This window comes from Staphylococcus sp. GDY8P94P, assembly GCF_017892255.1.
Lineage (GTDB): Bacteria > Bacillota > Bacilli > Staphylococcales > Staphylococcaceae > Staphylococcus > Staphylococcus cohnii.
This window is the reverse complement of the sequence record NZ_JAESKU010000001.1, coordinates 618,971-633,230: the sequence shown is the minus strand read 5'-3', so window position 1 is coordinate 633,230 and position 14,260 is coordinate 618,971. Positions and strand designations below refer to the sequence as shown.

General features: G+C 28.9%; 15 protein-coding genes. 14 read left to right on the top strand and 1 reads right to left on the bottom strand.

Going from position 1 to position 14,260, the window contains the following annotated elements; genetic code table 11:
- Positions 1 to 85: 85 nt before the first annotated feature.
- A complete protein-coding gene (locus KA926_RS03180) occupies positions 86 to 1,258 on the bottom strand; it encodes a M20 family metallopeptidase (RefSeq protein ID WP_210143604.1) in 1,173 nt (390 codons plus the stop codon).
- A 190-nt stretch (positions 1,259 to 1,448) separates the two neighbouring features.
- Between KA926_RS03180 and KA926_RS03175 the strand changes: the two genes are divergently transcribed.
- The 14 genes from KA926_RS03175 (at position 1,449) to KA926_RS14095 (ending at position 14,248) form a co-directional block, all read left to right on the top strand.
- Positions 1,449 to 2,636, top strand: coding sequence for a glycine C-acetyltransferase (locus KA926_RS03175; protein WP_210143603.1), 1,188 nt, complete (start codon positions 1,449 to 1,451; stop codon positions 2,634 to 2,636).
- 236 nt (positions 2,637 to 2,872) lie between these two features.
- Positions 2,873 to 3,187 (top strand): P-loop NTPase family protein, encoded by a 315-nt coding sequence (locus tag KA926_RS14105; protein ID WP_348634172.1) that lies wholly within the window; start codon positions 2,873 to 2,875, stop codon positions 3,185 to 3,187.
- A complete protein-coding gene (locus KA926_RS14100; RefSeq protein WP_348634170.1) occupies positions 3,096 to 3,317 on the top strand; it encodes a P-loop NTPase family protein in 222 nt (73 codons plus the stop codon). The genes KA926_RS14105 and KA926_RS14100 overlap by 92 nt, the downstream gene beginning before the upstream one ends.
- Positions 3,318 to 3,425: 108 nt before the next feature.
- Positions 3,426 to 3,995, top strand: coding sequence for a GNAT family N-acetyltransferase (locus KA926_RS03165; protein ID WP_210143602.1), 570 nt, complete (start codon positions 3,426 to 3,428; stop codon positions 3,993 to 3,995).
- 24 nt (positions 3,996 to 4,019) lie between these two features.
- A complete protein-coding gene (locus KA926_RS03160) occupies positions 4,020 to 4,526 on the top strand; it encodes a GNAT family N-acetyltransferase (protein WP_210143601.1) in 507 nt (168 codons plus the stop codon).
- A 291-nt stretch (positions 4,527 to 4,817) separates the two neighbouring features.
- Positions 4,818 to 5,483, top strand: coding sequence for a YveK family protein (locus tag KA926_RS03155; protein WP_210143600.1), 666 nt, complete (start codon positions 4,818 to 4,820; stop codon positions 5,481 to 5,483).
- A 15-nt stretch (positions 5,484 to 5,498) separates the two neighbouring features.
- Positions 5,499 to 6,185 (top strand): polysaccharide biosynthesis tyrosine autokinase, encoded by a 687-nt coding sequence (locus tag KA926_RS03150; RefSeq protein ID WP_210143599.1) that lies wholly within the window; start codon positions 5,499 to 5,501, stop codon positions 6,183 to 6,185.
- Positions 6,186 to 6,187: 2 nt separating this feature from the next.
- Positions 6,188 to 6,955 (top strand): tyrosine-protein phosphatase, encoded by a 768-nt coding sequence (locus KA926_RS03145; protein WP_210143598.1) that lies wholly within the window; start codon positions 6,188 to 6,190, stop codon positions 6,953 to 6,955.
- A 24-nt stretch (positions 6,956 to 6,979) separates the two neighbouring features.
- Entirely contained in the window at positions 6,980 to 8,779 is a 1,800-nt protein-coding gene (locus KA926_RS03140; RefSeq protein ID WP_210143597.1) for a polysaccharide biosynthesis protein, read from the top strand.
- A 5-nt stretch (positions 8,780 to 8,784) separates the two neighbouring features.
- Positions 8,785 to 9,990, top strand: coding sequence for an asparagine synthase-related protein (locus KA926_RS03135; protein ID WP_210143596.1), 1,206 nt, complete (start codon positions 8,785 to 8,787; stop codon positions 9,988 to 9,990).
- Positions 9,991 to 9,992: 2 nt separating this feature from the next.
- Positions 9,993 to 11,210, top strand: coding sequence for a lipopolysaccharide biosynthesis protein (locus KA926_RS03130; protein WP_210143595.1), 1,218 nt, complete (start codon positions 9,993 to 9,995; stop codon positions 11,208 to 11,210).
- Between the two features lie 15 nt (positions 11,211 to 11,225).
- Entirely contained in the window at positions 11,226 to 12,566 is a 1,341-nt protein-coding gene (locus KA926_RS03125) for an O-antigen polymerase (protein ID WP_210143594.1), read from the top strand.
- A 4-nt stretch (positions 12,567 to 12,570) separates the two neighbouring features.
- Positions 12,571 to 13,671, top strand: a complete 1,101-nt coding sequence (locus tag KA926_RS03120; RefSeq protein WP_210143593.1) for a glycosyltransferase family 4 protein — start codon at positions 12,571 to 12,573, stop codon at positions 13,669 to 13,671.
- Positions 13,649 to 14,248 (top strand): acyltransferase, encoded by a 600-nt coding sequence (locus tag KA926_RS14095; RefSeq protein WP_245335817.1) that lies wholly within the window; start codon positions 13,649 to 13,651, stop codon positions 14,246 to 14,248. Before KA926_RS03120 ends, KA926_RS14095 begins: the two co-directional genes overlap by 23 nt.
- Positions 14,249 to 14,260 lie beyond the last annotated feature (12 nt).

The following is a 14,260-nucleotide window of genomic DNA, read 5'->3' as shown; positions in this document are numbered from 1 at the left end:
TTTTTAACGATATATCAGTAAAAATGAGCTTAAAATTCAAAAATTGAAATCTTTGGGTATAGAAAACGCCTTAGGCATCAATAGCCTAAGGCGTTATTACATTTTCTAACTCTAATATTTTTAAAAACTGGCTGGCACTATATTTTAATGCTTTTTCATCTAGATTAAAATACGGACTATGATGTGGGTGTGTGGTACCTTTTTCAGGATTACCGCAACCTGTTAAAAAGAATGCGCCAGGACGTACTTTTTGATAATGTGAAAAGTCTTCGCCAATCATCATTAATTCTGATTCGTTAAATCTTAAATTCATATCATTTGTAGCTTGTTTAACAATATCAAAACATTTTGGATTATTATGGACAGGTAAATAGCCTTTGATATAATCAAAATCATAAGTGATGTCGTTCGCAACAGCTAAGCCTTGTAAGAGCTTATCCATTTTGTGCATCACATGTGCTTGTACTTCCGTATCGAAAGTACGCACTGTGCCTTTACAAAATGCTGCATCTGGAATGACATTATCTGCTGAACCAGACTGTACCATACCGAAGCTAATAACTGCTTGTTTTACAGGGTCAATTGTTCTAGAAACAATCTTTTGTGCACTGATGATAAATTCAGCCATAATAACCACTGGATCGATTGTTTCGTGTGGTTTTGCACCATGTCCACCTTGACCATGAATTGTTATATTGAATTCATCGGGAGAAGCCATCATTGCACCAGGACGAGAATAAATTGTGCCTGTAGGATAGCCACTCCACAAATGGTTTCCATATACTCTATCTACATTTTGTAAGCAACCATCATCAATCATTTCTTGTGAGCCACCGGGCATAATTTCCTCACCATATTGGAAAATCAGTACGACATCACCATTTAATTTGTTTTTATGTGCTTCAATTATTTCAGCAACCGCTAATAATGTTGCTGTATGGCCATCATGTCCACATGCATGCATCGCACCAGGATTTTTAGACTTGTAATCCACTTCTGTTAATTCATTGATCGGTAAAGCATCAAAATCAGCACGCAATGCAATCGTTGGACCGTCTCCTTGTTTGCTAAATGTTGCGACGATGCCATTTCGTCCGACGGGTGAACGTACTTCACATGATAGTTGGCTGAGTTGATTTAGGATGTAGTCACGTGTGTGATACTCCTCAAATGATATTTCAGGATATTGATGCAAATAGCGACGTATTTGAATCATTCTGTTTTCCTTTTCTCTTGCTAGTTGAAACCAATCAAACAACTTCAACCCTTCTTCCTTAAAATGATTATTCTATTATATCATTTTAAATGACTTTACTGTAGAGACAATTATTATGACTTTGATTAAATTGTAGAAAACGCTTTAACGATTCGTGGGATTCTACTTTCCTGATACAAGAAAATGGGTTATGATAAGATTAAATAGTAGATAACTCAAAGGGGGATTTTCAGTGGTACAGTCATTACATGGCTTTTTAGATGAAAATATTCAGTATTTGAAAGATAATGGACTTTATAACGAAATTGATACAATTGAAGGTGCGAATGGACCAGAGATTAAGATTAACGGGAAAAATTACGTCAATTTATCTTCAAATAACTATTTAGGACTTGCAACAGATGAAGATTTAAAACAAGCTGCTAAGGATGCTATTGATACACATGGTGTAGGTGCAGGTGCGGTAAGATCTATTAATGGTACATTAGACCTTCATGATGAATTGGAAGAAACGCTTGCGAAATTTAAAGGTACAGAAGCTGCAATTGCATACCAATCAGGTTTTAATTGTAATATGGCAGCAATTTCAGCTGTTATGAATAAAAATGATGCTATCCTATCAGACGAATTAAACCATGCATCAATTATTGATGGATGTCGCTTATCTAAAGCGAAAATCATTCGTGTCAATCATTCAGATATGGATGATTTACGTGCTAAGGCAAAAGAAGCTGTTGAATCTGGACAATACAATAAAGTAATGTATATTACTGACGGTGTATTTAGTATGGATGGCGATGTTGCCAAATTACCAGAAATCGTAGAAATTGCAGAAGAGTTCGGTTTAATCACATATGTTGATGACGCACATGGCTCTGGTGTCATGGGTAAAGGTGCAGGTACAGTGAAACATTTTGGCCTTCAAGACAAAATTGATTTCCAAATCGGTACATTATCTAAAGCGATTGGTGTTGTAGGTGGTTATGTAGCTGGTACACAATCATTAATCGATTGGTTGAAAGCACAATCAAGACCATTCTTATTCTCAACATCACTAGCGCCTGGTGATACAAAAGCTATCACGGAAGCTGTTAAGAAATTAATGGCATCAACAGAATTACACGATAAACTTTGGGAAAATGGTAATTACTTAAAAGATGGACTGAAAAAATTAGGTTTTGACATTGGTAATTCTGAATCACCAATTACACCAGTAATCATAGGTGACGAAAAAGAAACACAAGCATTTAGTAGTCGCTTAAAAGATGAAGGTATATATGTGAAATCTATCGTCTTTCCAACAGTGCCAAAAGGTACAGGTCGTGTTCGTAATATGCCTACAGCTGCACATACAAAAGAAATGCTTGATCAAGCATTAGCGGCATATGAAAAGGTAGGTAAAGAACTAGGTACAATTTAACGCTAACTAGCAAGATATTAAACGAATATAAATGAAGCAACAAACTGCTAGACTGCTTATGTCCTATTTGTATGGGCATGGGTTGTCTAGATTTTTTGATTTTAATCATTTTAATAGGGTATAGGTTTAACACTTATGACAGCATATACATAAATTACAATTTTTCTTGGATCTAGGGTGATACAATGACAAAACTGATATAATTAAGGGGAAACTCTGTCAGTGGTAAAACGACCATTGCCCTTAAATTACAAAACACGTTAGGCAATGGTGTCATGCTCGTGGGTCAAGATGAAATAAGACGCCATATGTTAAAAGTTTCTGATAGACCTGGGAATTTGTCAATTGAGCTAATAAAACAGATTACTGCATATGGTATAGCGCATTGTGAATATGTTATTTTAGAAGGTATTTTCAACAAAGAAAAATATGGTAATATGTTACAGAGCATTATTTCAAGTGCTCATATTAAAAGTTATATTTATTATTTTGACTTACCTTTATGCAGAAACTGTGAGAAGACATCACTCAAAATCATACACCGATTTTAGTGCAGAAAAACTTGCAAGTTGGTTTGTTGAAAAAGATACATTAAATGTAAAAAATGAGAAATTGATTCCTGAAACGATGACACAAAATGATATACTCACGATGATCTTGAATGACCTACATGACGAGTGAAATTTGTCATTAGAATCAGTTCATATTTTTAATAAATTAAAAGGTTGATTTTATACCAAATGATGTTATAGTTTTGGGTGCTGACGCCTTATGTTAAGGGGTTTTTGAATGAAAAATAATTTAGGGTTGCAATTCACTACACAACGGCTTATCATTAGACCGTTAGAAGAAAATGATTATGAATCATGGTTGTCAGGATTTGTTAATCGTCATCCTGCGCAATACAAGTATGATAAAGGCCAAGTTGATATGTCAGATGCCACAGAACCATGGTTTGCAGCAATGGTTTCAAAGCATCAACAAGCTATTAAAGATGATGATTTGTATATATTCAGCATCTTTGATAAAACAGGACGTCATCTTGGCATGCTTAACATTAAAAATTTAAGCCGAGACCAATTTCAATGGGCTGAAATCGGTTATTTTATCCATAATCAATACTGGCATCAAGGGTATGCTTATGAAGCTCTAACAGAACTTGTGAAACAAACGGAAGAAACATTAAAGTTTCATAGAATAGAAGCACATATCAATTTGGATAATCAACCTTCTATTCAGTTAATTGAAAAATTAGGTTTTGAGTTTGAATGTATTCGAAAAGGATTTATTTTCGAACAAGGACAATGGACTGACAACTACGTGTATTATCTCAATACACATGACGAACCAATGGGATAGTAAATAAAAGGAAGGAGTGTCAACATGGTTGAATTTAGAGAATTAACAATGGCTGACGAAACATTATATTGTGATTATATGAAAGAATGGATAGATCACGATGAAAAGGTAGTGCCTGAGATTACGAATATTACCAAGTATAATAATTTTGAAGAAATTGTTCATGCATTAGCAGACAACAAATCTAATGATGAAACAGTAGATAATACGACATTGTTTTTAATTGACGATGATAAGATTATTGGTGCTGCCAATATTCGCCATAATTTGAATGAAAAGCTAAAAATCATTGGCGGCCATGTTGGCTACGGTATTCGTAAGAGCTACCGAGGTAAAGGCTTTGGTAACAAAATTTTGAAAAAGTCATTAGATTATTTATCACGCATTGGTGTACAAGAAGCGTTGATCACCTGTAAAAAAGATAATGAAGCCTCTGCAGCTGCCATCTTACACAATGGCGGAGAAGAAATAGAATCTTCAACATTAGATGATGGCACAATTGTCCGTCGCTTCCAGATAGAAATCGCATAAAAGAGCAAATATTTTACTATATTACACAAACTGCCGACAAATTATTCACTTTGTCGGTAGTTTTTTTATATAGTAATGAATATTTAAATGCATGGAATATTACATAATATTTCATTTTAATGGGGAAATATTTAAATAATGAAATCAATATTAAGTTTTATTAAATTAATTGTAAAAGAAAGTTAATTTTAACAATAAATTCATAATTATTTTAGAATATTTTTTAAAAGGTATTGAAATGCATAATAAAAGTTCTATATAATAAGTTAAAATGGAAAAATGGAGGTTTATATGGAAAATACATTAGATTTAACAAAAATTTTAAGAATATTAAAAAATTATTTAAAACTACTTATTATTTTGCCGCTTGTTTGTTTATTAATAAGTGCGATTATTACTATGTTTTTTTTAGATGAAGAATTTCAATCATCGACACAAGTATTAGTGAATCAAAAAGAAAGTGATTCGGAAATGATGGCACAAGAGGTTCAAAGTAATATTCAACTTGTCAATACATACTCTGAAATTGTAAAGAGTCCACGTATATTGGACAAAGCATCAAAAGAATTAGATCGCAAATATTCTACTTCAGAATTATCGAGCATGATCACGGTTACGAATCAAGCTGAATCACAATTATTAAATATTGATGTGGTAAGTAAAAGCGGTAAAGATTCAGAAGTGGTTGCCAACAAAATAGCAGAAGTATTTAGTGAGGAAGTTCCTGATATCATGAATGTGGATAATGTGTCTATTCTTTCTACTGCGGATGATACAACAAAACAAGTTGAACCAAAAGCAATGATCAATTTAGTTTTAGGATTAATCATTGGATTGGTATTAGCTTTAATTATTATTTTTATTAAAGAAATAATTGACAAACGTATTAAGTCAGAAGCAGATGTTGAATATGAATTAGAGATACCAGTATTGGGTTCTATACAAAAATTTAACTAAGGAGGTATTGGAATCATGGCAAAGAAAAAAAGAGCTATTTCACCTTTGTACGTTCATGACAAACCGAAGTCTACAGTCAGTGAAAAATTTAGAGGAATACGTTCAAACATTATGTTTTCTAGTGCAGAAAAAGAAATACAAAGTTTGTTAATCACTTCAGAAAAGCCAAAGTCTGGTAAAAGCACTGTTTCAGCGAATATTGCAGTGACCTATGCGCAAGCAGGTTATAAAACACTGATTATTGATGGGGATTTGAGGAAACCAACACAACACTATATCTTTGACTTATCTAATAATAGCGGTTTGTCAAATTTAATTATAAATAAAGCTACGTATGAAGATTCAATAAAAGAAACCAAAGTAGAGAATTTATCAATATTAACTGCTGGGCCGACACCACCGAATCCATCAGAATTAATAGCTTCTGCCCAATTTAATGAAATATACAACGAATTATTAAATGAATATGATTTTATTGTTGTTGATACGCCCCCTATAAATACAGTTACGGATGCACAAATTTATGCTCAAACCATCCAAAATTGTGCGCTTGTGATTGATGCAGAAAAAAATAATAAAAATGAAGTGAAAAAAGCGAAAGATTTAATTAATAAAGCTGGTGGGAGATTACTGGGAGCTATACTGAACAAAACTGCGATTGATAAATCTTCTAGTTATTATTACTACTATGGAGATGAGTAAAAATGATTGATATACACAATCATATATTGGTGGATATCGATGATGGACCACAAAGTATAACTGCTATGAATGATTTACTTAATCAAGCAAAAAATGAAGGCATCACTGACATAGTAGTAACACCACACCATCTGCACCCCAAATATAACAATTACATACAGAGTATAAAAGATGGGATAAAAGATCTAAATGAAAACCAAGATGTTCAAAAATTAAATATCAATTTTTATGCTGGGCAAGAAATTAGAGTGACAGATAGAGTTATTGATGACATTAATAATGGGAATATTGAAGGTATCAATAATTCAAATTATTTATTATTAGAATTTCCTAGTAATGAAGTACCACATTATACCCAACGGTTATTTTATGAACTACAAACCATGGGTTATATTCCAATTATTGCGCATCCAGAACGTAATAAAGCGATTGTTCAAAATTTAGATTTATTATATGAACTCATCAATGGCGGTGCATTAAGCCAGCTTACGACTTCATCATTATTGGGAGAATTTGGAAGTAATGTAAAACGATCATCTTTGAAAATAATCGATAATAACCTGGCACATTTTATTGCATCAGATGCACATAGCGCGACAACAAGACCATTCGCAATGAAACAGTTATTTAAAGAAAGAAAATTAAAAGCTTATTATGAAGAATTTGAAAACTATTTAGAAAACGGGAAGTTAATGATAAATAATGAAAGGATTTCCAAACAAATACCAACGCAAGATTACAAGCAGAAAAAATGGTTTGGCCTTTTTTAGAAAACATGAATGAGGGGATTAAGAGTGACAAAGATTTCTGCGAAATTGCGATTTTTAATATTAATCATTATAGATTCACTGATTGTTACATTTTCAATATTTTTAGGATATTCTATATTAGAACCATATTTTAGAGGCTATTCAATTGATTTATTGGTATTATCTTCAATTACCTTGTTAATTTCGCATCATATCTTTGCATATGTGTTTAATTTATATCATCGTGCATGGGAGTATGCGAGTGTAAGTGAATTAATGTCAATTGTAAAAGCGGTTACAAGTTCTATAGTTCTTACCATCATATTAGTTGCTTTAATCACAAAAGATAGCCCGTTTTTACGTTTATATTTTATTACATGGATGATGCACTTATTACTAATTGGTGGATCAAGACTATTTTGGAGAGTTTATAGAAAATATTATATAGGGAATTCAATTGAAAAAAAACCAACATTGGTTGTAGGTGCAGGGCAAGGTGGATCAATGCTGATACGTCAAATGTTACGTAGCCATGATATGCGCATGCAACCTGTACTAGCAGTAGATGATGATAAAGAAAAGCAAAAAATGACGATAACTGAAAGAGTGAAAGTTCAAGGTTATATTAAAGATATTCCTGAATTAGTAAAAAGATATAATATAAAAAAGATTATTATAGCAATACCAACTTTAAGCAAAAAACGGTTAAATGAAATTAATGAAATATGTAATATTGAAGGCGTAGAGTTATTTAAAATGCCTAATATTGAAAATGTAATGTCAGGGGAAATAGAAGTAAATCAACTGAAAAGAGTTGATGTTGAAGATTTACTTGGTAGGGATCCTGTAGAACTTGATATGGCGTCAATAGCTAAAGAATTAACGCATAAAACAGTACTAGTTACTGGTGCTGGTGGTTCTATTGGTTCAGAGATATGTAGGCAAGTATGTAAATTTAAACCAGACCGTATTGTTTTATTAGGCCATGGTGAGAATAGTATCTATTTAATTCATCAAGAGTTAAATAAAACATTTGGTGAAAGTATTGAATTCATCCCAGTGATTGCAGATGTGCAAAACAAAGCACGCATATTAGAAATTATGAAAAAATACAAACCGTATGCTGTGTATCATGCAGCAGCACATAAACATGTGCCATTAATGGAATACAACCCAATTGAAGCAGTTCGTAATAATATACTAGGAACAAAAAATACGGCTGAATCAGCAAAGGAAGCAGAAGTTAATAAATTTGTGATGATCTCTACGGATAAAGCAGTGAATCCGCCAAATGTAATGGGAGCAACTAAGCGTGTAGCAGAAATGATAATTCAAAGTATGAATGATACAGATTGCAAAACTAGTTTTGTAGCAGTAAGATTTGGTAATGTCTTAGGATCTCGAGGTTCAGTTATTCCATTATTTAAAAAGCAAATTGAAAAAGGCGGTCCAGTTACAGTAACTCATCCAGAAATGACTAGATATTTCATGACTATACCAGAAGCTTCTAGATTAGTTTTACAAGCTGGTGCTTTAGCACGTGGTGGAGAAGTGTTTGTGTTAGATATGGGAGAACCAGTAAGAATTGTAGATTTAGCCAAGAATTTAATAAGATTAAGTGGTAAAAGAGAAGAAGATATTGGTATAGAATTCACTGGAATAAGACCAGGTGAAAAATTATTTGAGGAATTACTTAATAAAAATGAAATACATCCAAATCAAATATTTGAAAAAATATATATAGGCAAAACAGTTGCAGTTGATTATAAAGAAATAGAAGAGTTCTTACAACAAATTAACAAAAATTTTGAAAAAGAAAAATTAATAAAATTTGTTAGGAAGTGAAAAACTTGGAAAATTATCATGAGTTTTTACAATTAGGTTATTTATCTCAAAAGAGTAAAGTAAAAAATATTGAATTTAATTTTTATGAGAGTATAAATAAAACAGAAAAAGAAGATTTATTAAATATAGGATTTGAATTGTTAAATAACAATGTTAATGAAATTATAAATAACAAAAATGTGGTGGTACCAATAAGCGGTGGACTAGACAGCAGGTTATTACTATCTTCAGTGTTAGAAAATAAAAATGCAAAAGATGTAAATACTTTGACTTTTGGAACACCAGGAAGTTTAGATTATGAAATAGGAAATAAAATCGCGAAGAAAATAGGTACAAAACACTTAGCTATTAATATAGAAAAGTTGAATTTTAATATTGAAGAGCTATATTTATATGGTAGTCAAATAACTAATCCTGTTGTTATGTTTCATAATTTACCTGCTCGTTCATTTAATTTAGGTAATGAAAGTGTTGTACTTAGTGGATACCTAGGAGATGTTATTAGTGGGAAACGTTTGAATGAAGATTCAGAAAATGATTGGCAAACTGAAAAATTAAATTATTTTACATGGATGACAAATAGACATTCTTTTAATGTAGATAATAAAAAATTATTAAATGAATTAACTGAGAATAGTTTTTTCCAAAGTGAGAACAACTTAACCAAAAAAGAAGTGATTTTTATGAAAGAACATAATGAGAAATTAAATAGGCATCAAGTATTAGGTAATATTAATAATGTAAAAACACCATTTTTTAATAATGAATTCATGAACTTCTTAATATCGCTACCAAAAGAACTTAGACTAGATCAAAATTTTTATAAGGAATTAATATTCAAAAAATATAATTCTTCATTAAACGATATAGCAGTAAAGAATTTTTATGGAAGTAAATTTAATTCAACAAAAGTAACTAAACTTTTTAATAGGAATAAAAATGCAGTATTTAACAGATTAAGTAAAAAAGTGAATTTTATATCTAATCCGTATGTAAATTATGTAGATTTTAAATTAAAATTATATACTGATGAAAAATTCAAGAAATTAATATTAAATTTATTGAATAGTTTAAAAGAAAGAGATATAGGAGAGTATAAAAAGGAATGTGAAAGAGTGATTTATGAAATAAATAAAAATAAAGTTGCTAACCCATATGATTTTTTATTGTTATCTTCACTGGAAATATATATAAGAACAGAGAGAATATAATTATGAAAATTTTTTTTAAAAATGTAGCAACTATGATGAGTGGTACTTTAATTGGTCAATTAATTATAATAATTACATTGCCAATTATTTCTCGAATATATACACCACTTCAATTCGGTGAATACTCAAATATAGTAGCAATTATTGGAATATTAAGTGTGTTAACTACTCTTAGATATGACACTGGAATTGCCGTAACAAAAAATAAAATAGATAGAAATGTACTCATTAGCTTTACCTTTATAATTAATATAATTATATCTATATTTATTTTAATGGTTTTACTAATTTTGAATTTATTTTACGAGTTGCTGAGTATTAAATTAATATTCTATATATTTACAACTATATTTCTTATAGGTAATGTGCAAATATTAACCAATATTGCTACATCAAATGGTAAATTTAAAAAAATTTCATTGACAAAATTCACGCAATCACTTTCTCAGGTGCTATTACAACTACTAGGACAAATCTTTTATAAGCAAACTTTCTTTTTATATTTAGGCTATTTAATAGGAAAAAGTAATGGAGTTTATATTTTATATAAATCAAATTCATTAAAGATACAAAACTTAAAGTTTAGTTTGAAGGATTTCAAAAAAATAATGGTAAAGTTCAAAGATTATCCTATGTATGGATTGCCATCTTCGTTATTAAACTCATTTTCTACAAATATAATTATTATTTTAGTTCTTTACTTTTTTGGTGGTTATTATGCAGGAATTTATGGGTTAATATCAAGAATTATGAGTGGACCACTACAACTTATTAGTAAAAGTTTTAATAGCGTTTTGTTTAAATACACTAAAGATAACAGTACAAATAAAGTGAAAAAAATATATATTATGACAAATATTATTATAGGTTCTTTATTTTTTATTGTGATTTTTATTTTTTGTATAATAAAAATTAATTTATTTCACATTATTTTTGGTCAAGAATGGAGCTATGCAAATAAAGTTTTTTTACCGTTACTAATAATGATGGGCTTTCAATTTACTATAATTCCATTTATTGAATTATTTACTGTATATGGTAAACAAAGATTAAGATTGCTCTTAGATATATCACGAATAATATTATTATTGTTTATATTTATTTCTAAATTCATATATGATTTTGGATTTAGCACGTTTATTAATTTATATAGTATAAGCATGTGTGTGTTCTATTTGTTTATGCATATCTCTATTTTGAAATTACTAAAGTCACAATAATTAAAAGGAGATTATATGTTTTTATTAGAGACTAATGAAAAATTAGTACTATTGTTAATCATTTTCGGAAGTCTTATTTTGAACTTTATATATTTTTTGTTCACTATAAACAATCAAAAGAAAATTAATTATTTACATCCAGGTTGGTTGATTATAGCAGTACTTTTTTTATATGGGCAAGTAACCCCAATATACGTACTTTTCGTACAAGTTGAAGATATTAATAATCACTTATTCATCAGATTATTTAATTTTGATTATTTTATTGAAATTTATTTAATGTACGTTTTGACGACTCTATTATTTTTCATAGTGGATCTTATATTTTATTCCAGTATAAATAATAAGAATAAGATTATTGAATTTAGTAATTTTGAAAAAAGTAAAGAAAGATCGGTTTTTCTAACTGGTGTACTATTATATGTAATTGGTATTATAATCTTTATTTATAATTTTAAAACAATCAATAGTCTTGATACACAGTACATTTATGATAAAACTAGTCGATTGAATGGTGATGAAATTAACTTGGGTATTAGCCATACAAGTTTTTATATGGTTTCATTTTTCTTTTTATTCAATTCATTTTACATAACAAACAAAAAAGCAATAAAAACAGTCATCATATTAATGTTTATAACTTTTAGTTTTTTCATTTTTTATTTAGGAACAACATTGCAAGTATTTTTAATGGTTATAGCATTTTTCTATATAACATTTAAATATAGTGCTAATAAATTTAAAAAACTTCTAATTTATAGTGTTATAATAATACCTGTTTTTTATTTTTGTGTTCAATTTTCTGAAGCATATAGACTTTATAAATTAAAATTAACAAATAAAATCGATTTAGTTAACTTATTTGATTTTAGTACATTTGAAAGTATAACTGGGTATATTTCGGGATTGATTTTTTTAAATACTACTAATTTAAAAGAAAAATATAATTTTGCTGATTTAATTTTGGGATTTTTACCAGGTAGTGTTGAAAATAAAATAGGGGATCAAAGAATAACAATTACAGAAATTATAAATCAATCTCCTTTTCTAACAAGTAATGGACTATATGTTCCAACTCTTCCAATAAGCATGCTATTTAATGTAGTATTGTCGATTATTATTTTAATAATTGTGTATTTTAGTATTTCTTATATATTATATTTTTTGAACAGAGGAAGTATATCGAAGTTTTTAGTATCAATACTGATTTATATAGAAATATTTTATTTATTAAGGATTAATATGGAGGCCTGGTTAGGTAAATTAAGATTAGATTTAGTTATTTTATTGGTTGGTATAATACTGTATAAATTTTTAAATTCATATTTTTATAAAATAAATAAAAAGGGAGAATAATGATTTGAAATTAATTTATTTGAGTAGTTCTACTTTATTTTCGAAATCAGCTAATTCACTTCATGTTATGAAAATGGCTAATAGTTTTTCAAAAATAGTAAAAAAGGTTGAACTTGTAGTAAGAGATGTTAATGAACAAAGAAATCCATATGAATTTTATCAAGTGGAACAAAATTTCATAATAAAAAACAGAAAAGTAAATAAATTTAAAGCTTTTAGCAGTATTTTATATACAATAAAAAATATTAATGATTTTAAACAAGATTTAAAAAATAAAGAGACAGTGTTTTATGGTAGAGATATAATGACTTTGTTTCTTATAGCATTTTTTTCTAATAATGTTTATATTGAGCTTCATTCAATACCATCATCAGTAATTAAAAAATTAATTTTAAAGATAATGTTTAAAAATAAACTTGTAAATAGAATCTTTGTTATATCTGATGCATTAAAAAAGGACGTATGTAATGTTTTTAATGCGGAAGAAAAAGATGTTGTAGTAGTACATGATGGTGCAGACATACATGACTTTTCTAATAATGAAGATAATAAAAAAATTGGTTATGTAGGTAGTATTAATAAAGGTAGAGGAATAGAACTGATTTTAAAATTAGCACATATACATCAAGAATTAGAATTTAATATTATAGGTGGAGATTTTAGTGATTTAAAAGAAAAGTTAGAAATAAAAGATGTACCTAGTAATGTTAAATTATTAGGGTACCTTTCACAAAAGGAGATAGAAGTATTTATTAAAGACTTTTATATTTTGCTAGCCCCATATCAAGAGAAAGTTGGTGTGGATAAAATAAATAGTGATACTTCACGTTGGATGTCGCCGATCAAACTTTTTGAATATATGTCTTTTGGAAAAGCAATTATAGTATCAGATATAAATGTTCTAAGAGAGGTTATCATTAACAATTATAATGGAGTTTTTGCAAAACCTAATGATGTTAATGACTGGAGTAGAAAAATAGAATTATTACTTGAAAATAAAGACTTCCATCATCAGTTAAAGTCAAATTCATTTGATACTTTAAAAGATTATTATACTTGGGATAAAAGAGCTTATAACATCAGTGAAAAAATTAAAATTAGGTAAGGTGAATCTTATGACTGGGAAAGAAACGATAAAAAAATATAAAATTTTCATTAATATTTGTGAGTTTTTTTTTAATATACTACCTTATTTCGTCCTTTCATTTATATATGATGTTTCTTCAAGTTATGAAAATAAATTAGCGATATTATTTAGATATCTTTATGTGAAAAGATTTTCAAAAAATAGTGGTGAAAATATATTTATTGGAAGTAGAGTGATTTTGAAAAATTTACCAAACATGACTTTTGGTAACAATATAAGTATTCATTCAGGGAGTTATATCGATGCTGCAGGTGAAATACAAATAGATAGTAATGTTTCTATAGCTTCACAAGTATGTATATATTCTTTTAATCATACTTGGAACGATACTTCCTTGCCAATTAAATATAACCCTACAAAATTAGATAAAATTTTTATTAAGGAAGATGTTTGGATAGGGACCAAAGCAGTAATACTTGCAGGAGTAAATATTGAATCTAGAACAGTAATTGCTGCTGGTTCTGTAGTGAATAAAAATATAACTAATAATACGTTAGTTGCTGGAGTTCCAGCTAAAATTATAAAAAAAATTTAAGGAGTTAATGTT

Coding starts and splice junctions, on each gene's coding strand:
- KA926_RS03165 (WP_210143602.1), top strand. CDS start 3,426: ATGAAAAATAATTTAGGGTTGCAATTCACTACACAACGGCTTATCATT.
- KA926_RS03160 (WP_210143601.1), top strand. CDS start 4,020: ATGGTTGAATTTAGAGAATTAACAATGGCTGACGAAACATTATATTGT.
- KA926_RS03155 (WP_210143600.1), top strand. CDS start 4,818: ATGGAAAATACATTAGATTTAACAAAAATTTTAAGAATATTAAAAAAT.
- KA926_RS03150 (WP_210143599.1), top strand. CDS start 5,499: ATGGCAAAGAAAAAAAGAGCTATTTCACCTTTGTACGTTCATGACAAA.
- KA926_RS03145 (WP_210143598.1), top strand. CDS start 6,188: ATGATTGATATACACAATCATATATTGGTGGATATCGATGATGGACCA.
- KA926_RS03130 (WP_210143595.1), top strand. CDS start 9,993: ATGAAAATTTTTTTTAAAAATGTAGCAACTATGATGAGTGGTACTTTA.
- KA926_RS03125 (WP_210143594.1), top strand. CDS start 11,226: ATGTTTTTATTAGAGACTAATGAAAAATTAGTACTATTGTTAATCATT.